Here is a 12,904-nt window from a genome sequence, read left to right as displayed (position 1 = left end):
TAGGCGAGCACGCGTCGCTTTCAGCCCTTCTGGATGAACTCCAGCAGGTCGGCGTTGACCTGATCGGCATGCGTGGTCGGCACGCCGTGCGGGGCGCCCTTGTAGGTCTTCAGCGTGCCGTTGCGCACCAGCTTGGCCGACAGCACGCCCGAATCCGCGTACGGCACCACCTGGTCGTCGTCGCCGTGGATCACCAGCACCGGCACGGTGATGGCCTTGAGATCCTCGGTGAAATCGGTCTGCGAGAACGCGACCACGCCGTCGTAATGCGCCTTGGCGCCGCCCATCATGCCCTGGCGCCACCAGTTGTGGATCACCGCGTCCACGGGCTTGGCGCCCGGCCGGTTGTAGCCATAGAACGGGCCGGCCGGCACGTCGTGATAGAACTGCGGGCGGTTGGTGGCGACCTGCTTCTGGAAGTCGTCGAAGACCTCCTTGGGGGTGCCGCCCGGATTGCTCGCGGTCTTGACCATCAGCGGCGGCACCGCGCTGATCAGCACCGCATGGGCGACCTTGTCCTGGCCGTGGCGCGCGATGTAACGCACCACCTCGCCACCGCCCGTGGAATGGCCTACGTGCGTCGCCTTGCTGATGCCCAGATGCTCGACCACCGCCGCGACATCGTCGGCGTAGTGGTCCATGTCGTGCCCGTCCCAGACCTGCGCCGAGCGCCCGTGGCCGCGCCGGTCGTGGGCGACCACGCGGAAACCCTTGGCGAGGAAGAACATCATCTGCGCGTCCCAGTCGTCCGAGGACAGCGGCCAGCCGTGGTGGAAGAAGATGACCTGCCCGTCGCGCGGGCCCCAGTCCTTGTAGAAGATCTCCACGCTGTCTTTGGTCGTGACTGTCGGCATACGCTTGACTCCTCGCTGATGGTGGATGTGATGGGACCGGCGGCTATCGCGCACGCGCATGGCAGGGCGCGTCACGGAAAGGGGGACCGCTGTCCGGTGGATCGTTCGTCGGCATGCACTGCCTCGGGATCCGCCACTGCTTGAGGACCCCTCATCGACTGGCCCATTAGATACAACCGCCGTGTTCGGATGGCGTCGCCGCTTCGTCAAGAACAGGTGGAGGCTCTTGCATTAAAGGCATCGCAGCTCCGTGCCGGAGCGCATCGTTGGCGGCCGGCCGGGCTGTTGTTCAAAGACGCGGCAAATCACCGGCGACGGTGGCCACGGTTCACGAGGGCGCGATGCTCGCGTGCCTCACCTTGCGCTGCACGCACTCCCGCACGCCGCTTCCGGCGATGGGCGAGCGACGAGATGGCCCTGCCGTGTCTCAGACGCGATCGGAATTCCGCCAGCGAGCCGCTAAACCGATCGCTGCCGAAGCGATCAGTTCGCTTCCGCAGCGGCCTCGGCTTCGGCCTCGATGCGCTGGCGCAGGCGGCCGGCGCGGACCAGAATGGCGGGCGGGCGCGTTTCTTCGGGGATGCTGAGCAGCTTGAGCCGGCGCAGCGCCTGCCCCGGTCCACGTGCCGAGGTCAGTGCCACGATCGGGATCGACAGCACCAGGCCGGCGATCACCGGCGACATCCACAGCGCCAACGAAGGCGAGACGAAGTACGCGGCCGCGCCCATCAGCACGCCGAACACCGACAGCCCGCCGTAGCGGCGCACCAGCAGGCCCCACGGCATCGAGCCATCGTCGCGGCGCTGCGCGTCCCAGCCCGAGTCCTTGCCGGCCAGCACCTCGGCCACGCCGCGCGACTGCACGTACATCACGATCGGCGCCATCAGCGCGGCCAGCACGCTCTCGATCACGATGCTCACGATCATGCGGAACCAACCGCCGCAGCCGCGCCGCACCTTGCGGTCGGCCAGCACCGCCAGGTATCCCATCACCTTGGGCGCGAACAGCGCGAACATCGTCGCCTCGAACACGTACAGGATCCGGTCCGGGTCGAGCGAGCGCCAGTAGCTCACCGGCGAAAAATGCGCCAGGTCCGACAGGCTCAGCAGCGTGCCGGCCTGCTCCAGCGGGATGGCGATGCCGATCAGCATCATCATCGCCCACATCGGCGCGGTCAGGTAATGGCCGATGCCGATCATGAAATGGGTGCGGCTGATCCAGTGCAGCCCGCGCGTGGGCAGGATGCCCACGTGCTGCAGGTTGCCCTGGCACCAGCGCCGGTCGCGCACCAGCAGGTCGGTCAACGAGGGCGGGCCCTCCTCAAAGCTGCCGCCCAGCGCCGGCGTCATGTGGCAGGCCCAGCCGCCGCGGCGGATCAGCGCCGCCTCGACGAAGTCGTGGCTGAGCACATGGCCCTTGAACGGGCGCACGCCGCCGAGCTTGGGCAGGCCGGCATGGTCGGCGAAGGCCTGGGTGCGGATGACCGCGTTGTGGCCCCAGTAGTTGCTCTCGGTGCCATGCCACCAGGCCACGCCGTGCGCGATCACCGGGCCGTAGACGCGCCCGGCGAACTGCTGCATGCGCGCGAACAGCGTGCTGCCGTTGACGATCAGCGGCAGCGACTGGATCAGCCCCACGTCCGGGTGGGTCTCCATGCCCCAGGCCAGGCGCACGATGGTGTCGCCGGTCATCAGGCTGTCGGCGTCCAGGATCAGCATCTGCGGATAGGCCGCGCCGAAGCGCCGCACCCACTCGGCGATGTTGCCGGCCTTGCGCTCGGCGTTGTCGGCGCGGTGGCGGTAGTAGAGGTTGGGCGCGCCGCCCAGGCGCTCGCGCAGGCGATGGAACTCCTCCACCTCGTCCATGCGGATCGGCCCGCGCGTGGTGTCGGAAAGGATGAAGAAATCGAAGCGGTCGATATGCCCGGTCTCGCGCACCGACTCGTAGATCGCCTGCAGGCCGGCCATCAGCCGCTGCGGCTCCTCGTTGTAGGTGGGCATCAGCAGCGCGGTGCGCACGGTCGGCGTGGGCAGCGGATCTTCCGGCCGCAGCCCCAGCCGGCGGCGGCGGCGCGTGACGATCAGCAGGAAGCCGGCCAGCGCGCTGCAGAAGGACAGCGACACCCAGGCGAACAGCAGCGCGAACAGGGTCAGGAACAGCCCCTCGAGCAGGTTGATGCCATCGGTCGCCATTACCCGGAACATCTGGTACAGGCCGGCCAGGGTGATCGCCAGCGTCCCGCCGAAGATGTAGAGCCGGCGCAGCGCCATGTTCGGCGGTGCCGAGGGCATGGGCGGGCTGCGCAGCTTGCCGGTGCGCAGCGACTGCTGCGGCATCTCCAGCGGCGCCGGCGGCGGCAGCAGTTCGTAGGCGAAGGCCTGCTCGTCGATGACGTGCTCGGGATAGGGCACGCGGATGGGTTCGGCGATCTTCATTCGGTACGACGCGCGGGGCCTGGCTGCGGGAGAGGAATCACGCGCGCGATCGCCACGCTGGCGTGCAGGCGCAGCGGAAGGAACACGACAGGGTCGGACGCGGGGACATGCGCAGAAGAATACAGGCGCCGGCGCGCTTGGCGAATCCGATCCGCCGGCAAAAGCGATTCAGGCCGCGGCGCGGACGGGGGGCGTTGCGGGAAGACCGCGATGGAGACACCGCAGTCGGCGGCGTTGGCACGCACGCAGACTCCTTGTTGGGGGGACAAGAACGCCGATGCTAGACGATGGAACGTTAGGGTTTTGCCGGACGGCGCGCGCGCCGCCGCCGCAGAACGCGACAGGCCCGCCGATGGCGGGCCTGTCGTGGATCGCGTCGCGGGGCCTGGACGGTCCCGCGCCTGGCCTGGATCAGTCGATGTCCAGGAAGCTGCGCAGCGTCTCCGAGCGCGAGGGATGACGCAGCTTGCGCAGCGCCTTGGCCTCGATCTGGCGGATGCGCTCGCGGGTGACGTCGAACTGCTTGCCGACCTCTTCCAGGGTGTGGTCGGTGTTCATGTCGATACCGAAGCGCATGCGCAGCACCTTGGCCTCGCGCGGGGTCAGCCCGGCCAGCACGTCGCGCACCGTTTCCATCAGGTTGATGTTGGTGGTGTTCTCGATCGGGGACTCCACGTTGGTGTCCTCGATGAAGTCGCCCAGGTGCGAGTCCTCGTCGTCGCCGATCGGGGTCTCCATGGAGATCGGCTCCTTGGCGATCTTCATGACCTTGCGGATCTTGTCCTCGGGCATGTCCATCTCCTTGGCCAGCTCCTCCGGCGTGGCCTCGCGACCGTACTGCTGGAGCATCTGGCGCGAGATGCGGTTGAGCTTGTTGATCGTCTCGATCATGTGCACCGGGATGCGGATGGTGCGCGCCTGGTCGGCGATCGAGCGGGTGATCGCCTGGCGGATCCACCAGGTGGCGTAGGTCGAGAACTTGTAGCCGCGGCGGTATTCGAACTTGTCCACCGCCTTCATCAGGCCGATGTTGCCCTCCTGGATCAGGTCCAGGAACTGCAGGCCGCGGTTGGTGTACTTCTTGGCGATGGAGATCACCAGGCGCAGGTTGGCCTCGACCATTTCCTTCTTGGCCTTGCGCGCCTTGGCCTCGCCGTAGGCCATCTGCCGGCTGATGTCCTTCAGGTCGGCCAGGGTCAGGTACATCGCCTGCTCCACCTCGATGGTGGCCTGCTGCTGGGCGATGATCTGGTCCTTGACCTCACGCAGGCCCGAAGACCACTTCTGCTTGCGCTTGAGCGCCTCGTCGACCCACTCCAGGTTGGTCTGGTTGCCTTCCCAGGAGCGGATGAAGTCCTTGCGCGGCATCTTGGCGGTGACCGTGGACAGGTGCAGCACGCGGCGCTCCTGGTCCTTGATCTGCTGCAGGACGTCGCGCACGTGCTTGACCAGGTTGTCGGTCAGGGCCAGCGGCAGCTTCAGGGTGACGAACACTTCGGCCATCTCGGCGCGCAGCTTGGCGCCGGTCTTGCTGTCGGCGCCGCTCTTGGCGTAGCCCTTCTTGAACTTGGCCATGGCGGCGGCCATCACTTCCATGCGGCGCGCCACTTCCTCCGGGTCCGGACCGGTCGGGCCGGCTTCCTCTTCGGCGCCGCCCTCTTCGTCCTCATCCTCGTCGTCGGTGTCGGCATCGGCATCGGCGTCGCTGACGTCGGTCGCCTCGACCGCGGGGGCCTCCGGCTCTTCGACGATGTCGTTGAAGCCCACGACCACCTCGGCCAGGCGCTTCTTGCCGGCCTTGTGCAGCTCGTAGTCCTCCAGGACCATGTCCACGATCGACGGCAGCAGGCCCAGCGAGGCCTGCACCTGGCCCAGGCCTTCCTCGATGCGCTTGGCGATGGCGATCTCGCCCTCGCGGGTCAGCAGCTCGACCGTGCCCATCTCGCGCATGTACATGCGCACCGGGTCGGTGGTGCGGCCACCCTCGGTGTCCAGCGAGGTCAGCGCGGCGGCGGCTTCCTCGGCGGCGGTCTCGTCGACCTCGCGGTTGCCGCTGGCCTCGCCGGCCAGCAGCAGGGTCTCGGCATCCGGCGCCACTTCATGGACCTGGATGCCCATGCCGTTGATCATGCCGATGATGTCTTCGATCTGCTCCGGATCGACCATGTCGTCAGGCAGGTGATCGTTGACCTCGGCATAGGTCAGGTAGCCTTGTTCAAGGCCCTTGCTGATCAGCAGCTTGATGTCGGATGCCTGGGCAGGACGTTCGTTGGCCATGAGTGCTTGCGCCGCCTAAAAGAAAGGTCTGGAGAACCACGTATTATACCGCGCCTGGCTGCAAATAGTTCACCAGCCAGGTCACCGCGCCGCCGCGCGCCCATATCCCTGGGCCGCGAGATTTGACGCTTTCGCGTCTTGACACATTTGCAGCAGCTCAGGGCCGCAGCAGGAAAGTCACCGGGCCGTCGTTGACCAGGTCCACCACCATATGGGCGCCGAAACGCCCGGTTTCCACCCCCCCGTGCCGCGCCCGGCAGACCTCCACCAGCCGGTTGAAGCCGCGTTCAGCCTCTTCCGGCGGGGCGGCGGTGGTGAAGCTGGGCCGCATGCCCGAGGCCGTGTCGGCCGCCAGGGTGAACTGGCTGACCAGCAGCAGGCCGCCGCCGGTGTCGGTCAGCGAGCGGTTCATCCGCCCGGCGTCGTCGGCGAAGACCCGGTAGCCCAGCAGGCGCTGGGCCATGCGCTGGATCTGCGCCTCGCCGTCGCCCGGCTCCAGCCCGACCAGGGCCAGCAGCCCGGGGCCGATCGCGCCGACGGTCTGGCCGTCCACCGTCACGCTGGCGCGGGTCACCCGCTGGATCAGCGACAACATCGGCTTGAAACTCCTCGGGCACCGGTCTCGGCCGCCCAAGGTGCGGACGGGGGCCGGGCTTTGCAATCCCCGCCCGGTTGACACCGCCGATAGACTGGCACGATGAAGCCGCACCTGCTGGCCGCTGGCGCCTACCGCGCCGCCGCCGCCCTCACCTCCCTGCCCTGGCCGCTGCTGCGCCGCCTCGCCGATGCCCTGGCCTGGACCTGGGGCCGGCTGGACGCGCGCGAGAGCCGGGTGGCCCGCCGCAACCTGGAGCTGGCCTATCCCGAGCTGCTGCCCAGCCAGCGCGCCGATCTGCACCGGCGCATCCTGCGCGGCACCGCGCGCCAGGCGCTGGAGACGCTGCGCTTCTGGACCCGACCGCACGCGCGGAACCTGGACGAGCACCTGCGCCAGCGCCACGGCCAGGACCTGTACGACGCGGCGCTTAAGTCCGGGCGCGGGGTGATCGTGGCCGCGCCGCATTTCGGCAACTGGGAGCTGCTGAACCAGTGGCTGGCCTCGCGCGGGGACATCGCCATCGTCTACAAGCCGCCGGCCTCGGCCGCCGGCGACGCCTTCCTGCAGCGCGTGCGCGGGGCGGAGAACATCCGTCAGGTGCGTGCCGAGGGCCCGGCCGTGCGCCAGCTGTTCAAGGTGCTCAAGGAAGGCGGCGCGGTCGGCATCCTGCCCGACCAGCAGCCCAAGGCCGGCGACGGCGTGTTCGTGCCGTTCTTCGGCGTGCCGGCGCTGACCATGACCCTGGTCAACCGCCTGGCCGAGCGCACCGGCGCGATCGTGCTGCTGGGCTGGTGCGAGCGCGTAGGCAGCGGGCTGGACTTCGCCCTGCACGTCGAGCCGACCCCGCCGGGCATCGGCGATGCGGACCCGGTGGCGGGCACGGCGCTGCTCAACGCGCAGATCGAGCGCGTGGCCCGGCGCGATCCGGCCCAGTACCAGTGGACCTACAAGCGCTACACGCTGCGCCCGCCAGGCAGTGGCCAGACCGACCCCTACTGGACCGCCAGGCACCCGCACTGACGGCCCAGACCCGCATCGTTCCGCTGGCGTGGCCGCCGCCGCACGGCGGATCGGCGAAAATGCCTGTCCAGGCCGCATTGGCCCCATCGCACGCCGCCTCCCGTTTCTCGCCCCGCCGCTGATTCCGACCGCCATGACCGCTTCCCACCTCCACCTCGCCCTGTTCGGCCATCCCGCCGCCGTGGCGTGCGAGCGGGCGGCCGCCGAGCTGCGCGCGGGCCGGCCGCTGCGCGTGGTCGATGCGCAGGGCAGGCAGACCGCCGTGCTGGCGGTGGACACCGCGTCCCCGGACAGCTTCCACGGCTTCCTGGAGGCCAGCGGCAGGCGGGCGACGCTGTCGATCGGGCCGATCCGCGCCGGCGTGCTCGGCCTGGACGCGCCGCAGGGGGCGCGCCTGGCGCTGGACGGGCGCTTCGATCAGCTCGCCGACCTGAGCTATCTGCCGGCCCAGCCGCACGGCGACGCCTGGCACCCGGCCAACGCGCGCGATGCCGCCGGGCTGCAGCTGGCGCGCCTGGGGCTGCTGCTGCCGGCGCTGGTGGTGCACGACCTGGACGCGCAGGCCGGTCCGTTCGACGCCTGTCTGGCCATCACCCTGGACCAGGTCGAGGCCGGCCAGGCCGACGCCGGGCAGGACTGGGAGGAAGTCGCCAGCACGCGCGTGCCGCTGCGCGGGCTGGGCGATGCACGCTTCGTGGTGTTCCGCGGCGGCGTGGCCCAGCGCGATCAGGTGGCGATCATCGTCGGCACCCCGGACTTCAGCCGGCCGGTGCCGGTGCGGGTGCATTCCTCGTGCCTGACCGGCGACCTGTTCGGCTCGCTCAAGTGCGACTGCGGCGACCAGCTGCGCAACGGCCTGGCCAAGCTGGCCGAGCTGGGCGGCGGCGTGCTGCTGTACCTGGACCAGGAAGGCCGCGGCACCGGCATCGCCGCCAAGATGCGCGCCTACGGCTACCAGCACCTGGGCCTGGACACCATCGATGCCGACGCGCTGCTGGGCTTCGGCCCGGACGAGCGCCGCTACGGCACCGCCGCGGCCATGCTGCGCGGCCTGGGCGTGCATCAGGTGCGGCTGCTGAGCAACAACCCGTCCAAGGTCGAGCGCCTGCGCGCGGTCGGCGTGGAGGTGGTCGAACGCCTGCCGGTCACCGGCCGCATCACCACCGACAACGAGCAGTACCTGCGCACCAAGGCCGCCCGTGCCGGGCACGCGCTGGATGTGGACGCGCTGCTGTCTTCGCTGTCCTGATTGCTGGCGGCTTTCACGATCGTCATTTCCGCGAAAAGCGGGGATCCAGTGCTTTGGGAAGTTGTGCGTAAGGTCCATGGGTTCCCGCTTTCGCGGGAACGACGGTAGGGAGTGCGCGGGTCGCGCAAGCGGCGAAGACGCCTGGGCCGAGGGCGCGACACCGGGTCGAGGTGTCCTGAGACGGCCTCGCGCTCACCTCCGGGGCCACCGCACGCTCTAGACTCGGCGGCGCTTAGCTCCCGCCCTCCCCGTCCAGGCTCCGCGTGTCGTCCTCGCCTCCGCTTCCCGAAACTGCTCCGCCACCCGCACCCGCCACCGCGCTGCCCGATGGCTGGCAGGCGCTGCCGCCGCGCGGCGCCGGGCTGGCCGCGCTCGGCGCCTTCATCGGCACGCTGGTGGCCGGCGCCTTCGCCCTGGGCGTGGCCTGGCTGTCCGCGCCGGGCCTGACGCCCTGGCTGGACGAGGGCGCGATCGCGGTCGCGGTGATCGCGCTGGGCGCGGCGGTGATCGCCTATCGCCGCCATCGCTTCATCCGCTGGCGGCTGGACGCGCAGGGCTTCGCGCTGATGCAGGGCCGGCTGTGGCGCAGCGAGACCCATGTGCCGATTTCGCGCGTGCAGCATCTGGACGTGCGCCGCGGTCCGCTGGATCGCGCCGCGCGGCTGGCCACGCTGGTGGTGCATACCGCCGGCACGCGGCTGAACGCGGTGTCGGTCTCCGGGCTGGACCAGCGCGATGCCGAGCGCCTGCGCGAGCGCCTGGCGCACCAGCTCGACCGCGACGACGACGCGCTGTGAGCGCGCCGCCTGACGCCATGCAGCGCGGTCCGCGCGACCAGCGCCTGCATCCGTGGTCGTGGCTGTTCGTGCTGCTCCAGCAGCTCAAGCAGTTCCTGCTGCCGCTGCTCGTGCTGGTGGTGTTCGGGGGCGGGCGCGATGGCGACTCGGACCGCTACAACCGTGTCGCCACGCTGGTGGTGATGGCGATCCTGGTCGGCACCTCGCTGCTGCGCTATCTGACCTACCGCTACCGCATCGGCGCCGATGGCCTGAGCATCCGCAGCGGCCTGCTCAACCGCAGCCGGCGCGAGATTCCCTTCGCCCGCATCCACAACGTGGCGGTGCATCAGAGCCTGCTGCACCGGCTGTTCGGCGTGGCCGAGCTGCGCCTGGAGTCGGCCGGCGGTAGCAAGCCGGAAGCGCAGATGCGCGTACTACGGCTGGACCAGGCGCTGGCGCTGGAGTCGCTGGTGCGCCATCGCGGCCAGGCCGGTGCCGAGGCCGTGCCCGAGGCGCAGGAAGGCACCACCCTGCTGGCCCTGGGCGCCGGCGAGATCGTGCGCCTGGGCCTGATCTCCAACCGCGGCATGATCGCGATGGCGGCCACGGCCGGCGCGCTGTACCAGCTGTTCCCGCAGCGCGTGGTCGCCGATGCGATCGAACGCTACGGCCGGCAGGCGTTCGGCTTCGCCAGCCATCTGCACCTGGGCTGGCTGACCTGGCTGCTGACCGCGACCAGCGTGCTGCTGCTGGCGCTGGCGCTGCTGCGGGCGCTGTCGATCGCGCTGGCGGCGCTGCAGTACCACGGCTTCCGCCTGAGCGAAGCGCAGCAGCGCCTGACCGTCGAACGCGGCCTGCTGGCGCGCGTGCGCTCCAGCGCGGCGCGGCGCCGGATCCAATCCTGGACGCTGCGCGAGGGCGTGCTGCATCGCTGCTTCGGGCGGCGCAGCCTGGACATCGACACCGCCGTGGTCGGCAGCTCCAACGAACAGGACCGCGCGATCCGCGAACTGGTGCCGCTGGCCACGCCAGAACGTTGCGATGCGCTGCTGCAGCACCTGCTGCCCGACGCGCAGTGGCCACCGGCGCAGTGGCATGCGATGCCGGTCGGGCAATGGTGGCGGCTGTGCCTGTGGCCGGCGTTCTGGCTGATCGTCCTGGCCGCGGCGCTGTGGCCGCTGCTGGATGTGCTGGCGCTGGTCGTGCTGGCGTGGTGGCCTTGGTCGGCGTTCAAGGCGCGGCGGCAGATGCAGCACATGGCCTGGAGCGTGGACACACGCCTGGTGGCCGTGCGCGGCGGCTGGTGGACGCGCTGGTGGCGCTTCGCCGAAGTGGACAAGCTGCAGGCGCTGCGCCTGAGCCGCTCGCCGCTGGACCGCCGCTGCGGCACGGCCACGCTGCTGCTCGATTCGGCCGGCGCCGCCCACCAGGGACCGCGCCTGGAGCTGCGCCTGATGCCGCTGGACCAGGCCCGCGCCCTGCACGATCAGCTCACCGCCACCCTGGCACGGCGCCGGCTGCGCTGGTGAGGAAGCCATCGCTTGGCAGGGTGGAAGCAACTGTCTCCTCAAATCTCGCAGCGGCCTGCCTGTAGAGCGGAGCTTGCTCCGCTGCTCTTCGTTCGGCTCGCGGAGGAAGGCTCCAGCGGAGCAAGCTCCGCTCTACAGGTGGGTCAGGGCCGGGCGCCGGGTCCCCAGTAGCCCAGATCCTTGCGGATCTGCAGGGCGCGCAGGCGTGCGGCGAAGGGCTTGGGCCCGAGCACGCCCAGCTCGCCGGCGATGAAGTCCTCGGTCGCGGCGATCACCCGCTCGGCGCTGAAGCCATCACGATCGGGATGGATCGAATCGGCATAGCGCACGATCGCCTCCATCAGCGCCGGCGCTGGCTGCAGCGCGCGCTCCAGCTGCGCCGGCAGCTGCGCCGGGTCGTCGAAATCCAGCATGTGCGGCTTGGGCGCGCGGTTGCGCAGGGTCACCACCGGTTTGTGCTGGACGACGAACTCCGAGACGATCGAGGAGGTATCCGACACCAGCACATCGGCCGCGCGCTGGGCGGCCATCACCTGCTCGGGCTCGACGAACGCAGCGTTGGCACCGGCCAGCGCGCGGTAGCGATCGAACAGCGCCGGCGGACACTTGGGATGCAGGGTCAGCAGCCAGTAGCGCTGGCCGCGCGCGATGTCGGCGGCGATCTGGTCGACCAGCACCGGCGCGGCACTCAGGCGTTCGGTGAAGGTCGAACCGAACAGGATCACCGGCCGCTCGCCCGCCGGCGCGCGCAGCGCGGCGCTGGCGCCGCCATCGTCGCGGAACAGCGGATCGAGCTTGGGCCAGCCGGTCTGGGCCACGGCGAAGTGCCCTTCGCGCTCGGCCAGCGCGCGGAACGGCGCGGTGGTGGCCGGCCCCTGCGTGCAGTACAGGTCGAACAGCCCGCGCACGCGGAAATGGCCGCGCCCGTCGGCGCGCTTCTCCACGTTGAAGCCATGGAACAGCTGCACCTTGGCGCCGGCCACGAAGGGCGGCACCCAGTTGGCCGCACTGAACACCGCGCGCGGGCGCAGCGCCACGGCGCCCTTCAGATCGACCGGGCGCACGCACGGCGCCACCTGCGTCTCCAGCCCACGCGCGTTGCCTTCGAACCACGCGTGGACCTGCTGTCCGGACGCGTGCAGCGCCTGGGCCAGAGGCGCCAGAATAGGCAGGGCGTACCGTTCGGTCGCAAACAGCAGGTAGTCGGCCATGAGCGTGTTATGTCCTTGACGTCGCCACACGACCCGCGGCCGCGCATTTCGGCCTGCATTATCACGTTCAACGAAGCCGATCGCATCGGCGACTGCCTGGACTCGCTGACCTTCTGCGACGAGTGCGTGGTGGTGGACTCGCATTCGACCGATGCCACGGTCGCCATCGCCCAGGCCCGCGGCGCGCGCGCGCTGCTGCGCGACTTCGAGGGCTATCGCAGCCAGAAGGACTTCGCGGTGCGCAGCGCCGCGCACGACTGGGTGCTGTGCCTGGATGCGGACGAGCGCGTGGACGCGAAGCTGCGCGCGGCGATCGAGGCCGCGCGCGAGGGCGGCTTCGCCGGCGCGGCGGGCTATCGCTTCAACCGGCTGTCCGATTACTTCGGCCGCTTCCTGCGTCACGGCAACGCCTATCCGGACCGGGTGCTGCGGCTGTTCGACCGCCGGCGCGGCGGCTGGCGCGGCCAGCGCGAGATCCACGAGGCCGCCAGCGTCGAGGGCCCGGTCCGCACGCTGGCCGGCGACCTGATCCACTACCCGTACCGCTCGCTGGAGCAGCAACTGGCCAAGACCCAGCGCTATGCGCAGATGATGGCCGAGCACGAGTTCGCCCGCGGCAAGCGTGCCTCGCTGGCCAAGCTGGTGGTGTCGCCGGCGTGGCGCTTCTGGCGCGGCTATGTGTTCCGGCTCGGCTTCCTGGACGGCTGGCGCGGCTTGGTCTACGCCTACGTGCGCGCCAACTACGTGCGGCAGAAGGCGATCATGCTGTGGCTGCTGCAGCACGGGCAGCCGGTGGGGAAGCAGAAGTGAGCGCAGAGCAGTGAGGAGAGCACATGCTTCCTCCGCTCCACGCACGCCTCGCCCCTAGGGCCTGTCATCAATTCCTGGGTGGGGCGCGCCGCCCTTGCGCGTGCCCGGGGCAAGGAAGCGGGAGGGAGTGGACGTCCGTCC

General features: G+C 70.1%; 10 protein-coding genes. 5 read left to right on the top strand and 5 right to left on the bottom strand.

The genetic code is table 11. The annotated features are described in order from the left end of the window. Positions 1-20: 20 nt before the first annotated feature. From EAT51_RS18060 to dtd, 4 genes are all read right to left on the bottom strand, one after another. Positions 21-854 carry an alpha/beta fold hydrolase gene (locus tag EAT51_RS18060; protein ID WP_130516863.1) on the bottom strand — a complete coding sequence of 278 codons (834 nt, stop codon included), beginning with the start codon at positions 852-854 and terminating at the stop codon, positions 21-23. 483 nt (positions 855-1,337) lie between these two features. Next, a complete protein-coding gene (gene mdoH, locus EAT51_RS18055; protein WP_130516861.1) occupies positions 1,338-3,290 on the bottom strand; it encodes a glucans biosynthesis glucosyltransferase MdoH in 1,953 nt (650 codons plus the stop codon). Positions 3,291-3,701: 411 nt separating this feature from the next. Then, the gene (gene rpoD, locus EAT51_RS18050; RefSeq protein WP_130516859.1) at positions 3,702-5,567 is read right to left on the bottom strand and encodes an RNA polymerase sigma factor RpoD; all 1,866 of its coding nucleotides are present in this window, start codon (positions 5,565-5,567) and stop codon (positions 3,702-3,704) included. A 157-nt stretch (positions 5,568-5,724) separates the two neighbouring features. Next, complete coding sequence (gene dtd, locus EAT51_RS18045; RefSeq protein WP_130516857.1) at positions 5,725-6,162, bottom strand: D-aminoacyl-tRNA deacylase; 438 nt, start codon at positions 6,160-6,162, stop codon at positions 5,725-5,727. A gap of 102 nt (positions 6,163-6,264) precedes the next feature. On the opposite strand from dtd, the gene EAT51_RS18040 reads away from it, so the two are divergent. The 4 genes from EAT51_RS18040 to EAT51_RS18025 all read left to right on the top strand — a co-directional run bounded on the left by EAT51_RS18040 (position 6,265) and on the right by EAT51_RS18025 (position 10,742). Then, entirely contained in the window at positions 6,265-7,185 is a 921-nt protein-coding gene (locus EAT51_RS18040; protein WP_130516855.1) for a lauroyl acyltransferase, read from the top strand. A gap of 133 nt (positions 7,186-7,318) precedes the next feature. Next, positions 7,319-8,434 (top strand): GTP cyclohydrolase II RibA, encoded by a 1,116-nt coding sequence (ribA, locus tag EAT51_RS18035; RefSeq protein WP_130516853.1) that lies wholly within the window; start codon positions 7,319-7,321, stop codon positions 8,432-8,434. A 263-nt stretch (positions 8,435-8,697) separates the two neighbouring features. Next, on the top strand, positions 8,698-9,231 hold the full coding sequence (locus tag EAT51_RS18030; protein ID WP_130516851.1) for a PH domain-containing protein: 534 nt from the start codon (positions 8,698-8,700) through the stop codon (positions 9,229-9,231). Between the two features lie 17 nt (positions 9,232-9,248). After that, positions 9,249-10,742 (top strand): PH domain-containing protein, encoded by a 1,494-nt coding sequence (locus EAT51_RS18025; RefSeq protein WP_130517615.1) that lies wholly within the window; start codon positions 9,249-9,251, stop codon positions 10,740-10,742. 143 nt (positions 10,743-10,885) lie between these two features. Here the strand turns inward: EAT51_RS18025 and EAT51_RS18020 are convergent, their stop codons facing one another. Further along, entirely contained in the window at positions 10,886-11,953 is a 1,068-nt protein-coding gene (locus EAT51_RS18020) for a CDP-glycerol glycerophosphotransferase family protein (protein WP_130516849.1), read from the bottom strand. Between the two features lie 9 nt (positions 11,954-11,962). Between EAT51_RS18020 and EAT51_RS18015 the strand changes: the two genes are divergently transcribed. Beyond that, positions 11,963-12,763, top strand: coding sequence for a glycosyltransferase family 2 protein (locus EAT51_RS18015; RefSeq protein WP_130516847.1), 801 nt, complete (start codon positions 11,963-11,965; stop codon positions 12,761-12,763). Positions 12,764-12,904 lie beyond the last annotated feature (141 nt).

It is taken from the genome of Pseudoxanthomonas winnipegensis (genome assembly GCF_004283755.1).
GTDB lineage: Bacteria > Pseudomonadota > Gammaproteobacteria > Xanthomonadales > Xanthomonadaceae > Pseudoxanthomonas_A > Pseudoxanthomonas_A winnipegensis.
This window is presented reverse-complemented; position numbering and strand designations above follow the sequence as displayed.

Bases quoted from the DNA above. Each gene is read 5' to 3' on its own strand.
- EAT51_RS18060 (WP_130516863.1), bottom strand. From the start codon at position 854: ATGCCGACAGTCACGACCAAAGACAGCGTGGAGATCTTCTACAAGGAC.
- mdoH (WP_130516861.1), bottom strand. From the start codon at position 3,290: ATGAAGATCGCCGAACCCATCCGCGTGCCCTATCCCGAGCACGTCATC.
- rpoD (WP_130516859.1), bottom strand. From the start codon at position 5,567: ATGGCCAACGAACGTCCTGCCCAGGCATCCGACATCAAGCTGCTGATC.
- dtd (WP_130516857.1), bottom strand. From the start codon at position 6,162: ATGTTGTCGCTGATCCAGCGGGTGACCCGCGCCAGCGTGACGGTGGAC.
- EAT51_RS18040 (WP_130516855.1), top strand. From the start codon at position 6,265: ATGAAGCCGCACCTGCTGGCCGCTGGCGCCTACCGCGCCGCCGCCGCC.
- ribA (WP_130516853.1), top strand. From the start codon at position 7,319: ATGACCGCTTCCCACCTCCACCTCGCCCTGTTCGGCCATCCCGCCGCC.
- EAT51_RS18025 (WP_130517615.1), top strand. From the start codon at position 9,249: ATGCAGCGCGGTCCGCGCGACCAGCGCCTGCATCCGTGGTCGTGGCTG.
- EAT51_RS18020 (WP_130516849.1), bottom strand. From the start codon at position 11,953: ATGGCCGACTACCTGCTGTTTGCGACCGAACGGTACGCCCTGCCTATT.
- EAT51_RS18015 (WP_130516847.1), top strand. From the start codon at position 11,963: ATGTCCTTGACGTCGCCACACGACCCGCGGCCGCGCATTTCGGCCTGC.